General features: G+C 70.7%; 3 protein-coding genes and 1 rRNA gene. 2 read left to right on the forward strand and 2 right to left on the reverse strand.

The genetic code is table 11. The annotated features are described in order from the left end of the window. Positions 1-52 precede the first annotated feature (52 nt). Positions 53-169: ribosomal RNA gene (gene rrf, locus C7C46_RS32080) — 5S ribosomal RNA — on the forward strand. 175 nt (positions 170-344) lie between these two features. Here rrf and C7C46_RS32085 read toward each other — a convergent pair. Together C7C46_RS32085 and C7C46_RS32090 are read right to left on the reverse strand one after the other, a co-directional pair. After that, positions 345-1,115 (reverse strand): lysophospholipid acyltransferase family protein, encoded by a 771-nt coding sequence (locus C7C46_RS32085; RefSeq protein WP_110673441.1) that lies wholly within the window; start codon positions 1,113-1,115, stop codon positions 345-347. Positions 1,116-1,328: 213 nt separating this feature from the next. Then, a complete protein-coding gene (locus C7C46_RS32090) occupies positions 1,329-1,748 on the reverse strand; it encodes a DUF4395 domain-containing protein (protein ID WP_110673442.1) in 420 nt (139 codons plus the stop codon). 204 nt (positions 1,749-1,952) lie between these two features. On the opposite strand from C7C46_RS32090, the gene C7C46_RS32095 reads away from it, so the two are divergent. Then, positions 1,953-2,402, forward strand: coding sequence for a TlpA family protein disulfide reductase (locus tag C7C46_RS32095; protein WP_110673443.1), 450 nt, complete (start codon positions 1,953-1,955; stop codon positions 2,400-2,402). Positions 2,403-2,676 lie beyond the last annotated feature (274 nt).

Genomic DNA, 2,676 nt, shown 5'->3' on the forward strand with positions numbered 1-2,676 from the left:
ACCCCCGCCCGGGAAGTCTTATGGGTGGGTGCGGCCGATAGTTTCATAGTGTTTCGGTGGTCATAGCGTGAGGGAAACGCCCGGTTACATTCCGAACCCGGAAGCTAAGCCTTACAGCGCCGATGGTACTGCAGGGGGGACCCTGTGGGAGAGTAGGACGCCGCCGAACAATCTTTTAGAAGAAGCCCCCGGCCTTTATGGCTGGGGGCTTCTTCGTTTTCCGAGAGCAACGGGACCAACCGGGCGGATTGCGCGGCGCCTGCAGACAGCCGGGAACGCCTGAGGGCGGGTCAGCAACTGACCCGCCCTCAGTTCTTCAGCCCATCACTCCCCAGCAGGGAAGCTCAGTTCGCCGCCGCCCGGCGGGCCGCCTTGGCTGCGGCCTCCTGCTCGTCCTCGGCCTCGGCGACCTCCAGGGTCGGCGCGGTGCCGCCCAGGGCGGCCGGCAGCCACCAGGAGTCGGCGGGGCCGGTGGGCTTGGCCGGGTACTCGCGCTGGACGCGGTCCAGCATCTCGCTCATCACGGCCCGCAGCTTGCGGGTGACCATCACCGGCTTGTCGGTCGGCTCCAGGTGAATCGGTTCGCCAATCATGATCGTCACCGGGACATGCCGCTTGGTCAGGGTCTTCGGCCGGCCCTTGGTCCACAGCTGCTGGGTGCCCCAGAGCACCACCGGAAGCAGCGGGGTGCCGGAGTCGGCGGCCATCCGGGCAGCGCCGGTCTTGAACTTCTTCAGCATGAAGGAACGGCTGATGGTGGCCTCGGGGAAGACACCGACCACCTCGCCCTCGCGCAGCGCCTGGACCGCCGCGTCGTAGGCGGGCTGGCCGTCGGTGCGGTCGACTGCGATGTGCTTCATGCCGCGCATCAGCGGACCGGAGATCCGGTGCCTGAAGACGTCGTCCTTGGCCATGAAGCGGGTCTTGCGCTTGGCGGTCTTGTAGGCGCCCATGCCCGCGAAGATGAAGTCCAGGTAGCTGATGTGATTGCTCACCAGCACGGCGCCCCCGGTGGCCGGGACGTGCTCGGCGCCCCGGATGTCGAGCCGCACGTCCAGTGCCTTGAATGCGGTCAGCGCGGCGCGGATCACCGGCGGGTACACGAACTCAGCCACGGTCAGCCCTACTTCTTCCCACGGGCCCTTGCCCGGTGCGACGGCGCCCGGGCCGGCCGGTGGTGCCGGGCCGCTCGGGCCACGGCACGCCGCGGCTGACACGGGTGATTCTGCGAGCATCGTCCCCCGAAGGGGCGCCTTCTGTCATCTGGCAGGACGCGGCTGGAAAGAGACGGTCGTCACATTCGGTCACCAGGAGGCCGGGCCGGCGGTTCAGGCGGTGAGGCGGGCCTGGCCGCGACGGGCCAGAAGGTAGAGCTCGCACCCCAGGCAGTAGCCGAAGGCGGCGTTGAGGAACGCGGCGGCCAGCGCGCAGGCGGTCGCGCCCAGGCCCAGCCAGTTCGCGCCGGCCAGGTAGCCGACGGTGCCGAACAGGCCGAACACCAGGCCGACGCCCTGGGCGAACCGGGGCGGACGGGCGTCCTCCAGCTCGGCGGGCGGTCCGAGCCGGGGCCGGAGCAGCACCCGGTACAGCCAGCCGTAAGGGGAGCGGTGCGGACCGGCCAGGGCGCCGAGGGCGAAGACCAGGGTCTGCAGGGCGAGCAGCGCGGCGCTGCCGCTGAGCAGGGCGGCGATCAGGACGAGGGTGGTGAGGACGGCGGCGAAGCGCGGTCCACGGGGGTCGATCTGCATGGAGTGACTCCGGTGACGTGACGCACGGGGCTGACGGGCCTGACAGGGCGGCAGGAGTGGGTCAGCGGCAGCGCGAGACGGTGGCGCGGCACAGGTCGATGACCCGGCGGCGCGTCAGCTCGTTGCCCGTGGTGTCCACGCGGCGATGGTACGAGGCGGCCGGGGCCCGCCACCAGCGGCGTACCGTGTCGCACACTGGAGCGCATGACCCAGTCGGTGGTGTGCGTCGCGGTGCTCGCGCTGGCCAGTGCGTACGGCTTGTTCCGGGCCCGGCGCGACGGAAGGTGGCGGGCCGGCGCGGCACGCGGGAAGGGCGGGGCAGTGCGGGTGTCGGGCGCGGAGCTGGGCGAAGGCGTGGCGCTGGGGGAGCGGGCCACCCTGGTGCAGTTCTCCACCGCGTTCTGCCAGCCCTGCCGGGCCACCCGGCGGATCCTGGCCGAGGTGGCGGAGTTGGTGGAGGGCGTGGCGCATGTGGAGGTCGACGCCGAGCGGAACCTGGAGCTGGTCCGTCGGCTGGAGATCCTGCGCACCCCGACGGTGCTGGTGCTGGACGCGGGTGGCAGGGTGGTGCGGCGGGCCAGTGGACAGCCGCGCAAGGCGGACGTGATCGCGGCCCTCGGGCAGGCGGTCGAGGCGGTCGAGACGAGGGGTTGAGCCCCCGTTCGGGCGGGTTGACCTGCCGGAAAGCCGAGAGCTTCGTCACAATGATCGGGAGGCGGACCGCATCGGCATGGCGACGTGATGCGGTGCACGCGTATTTGTCTACTGACGAGTAACCAGTGCCGGACACTGCCGAGTATGCTGCCGGGAGTTTCCGGTCAGGGCAGTGGAAATGCGCTGTCCGTAGCGGGAGCGCGCCGTGAGCGCGGTCCTGAGTTGCACCGCCGCAGCCGCCGGACGAGACCAGTACAGGAGACAGGCCGTGAGC

It is taken from the genome of Streptomyces tateyamensis (assembly GCF_003205575.1).
In the GTDB taxonomy this organism is placed as follows: Bacteria; Actinomycetota; Actinomycetes; order Streptomycetales; family Streptomycetaceae; genus Kitasatospora; species Kitasatospora tateyamensis.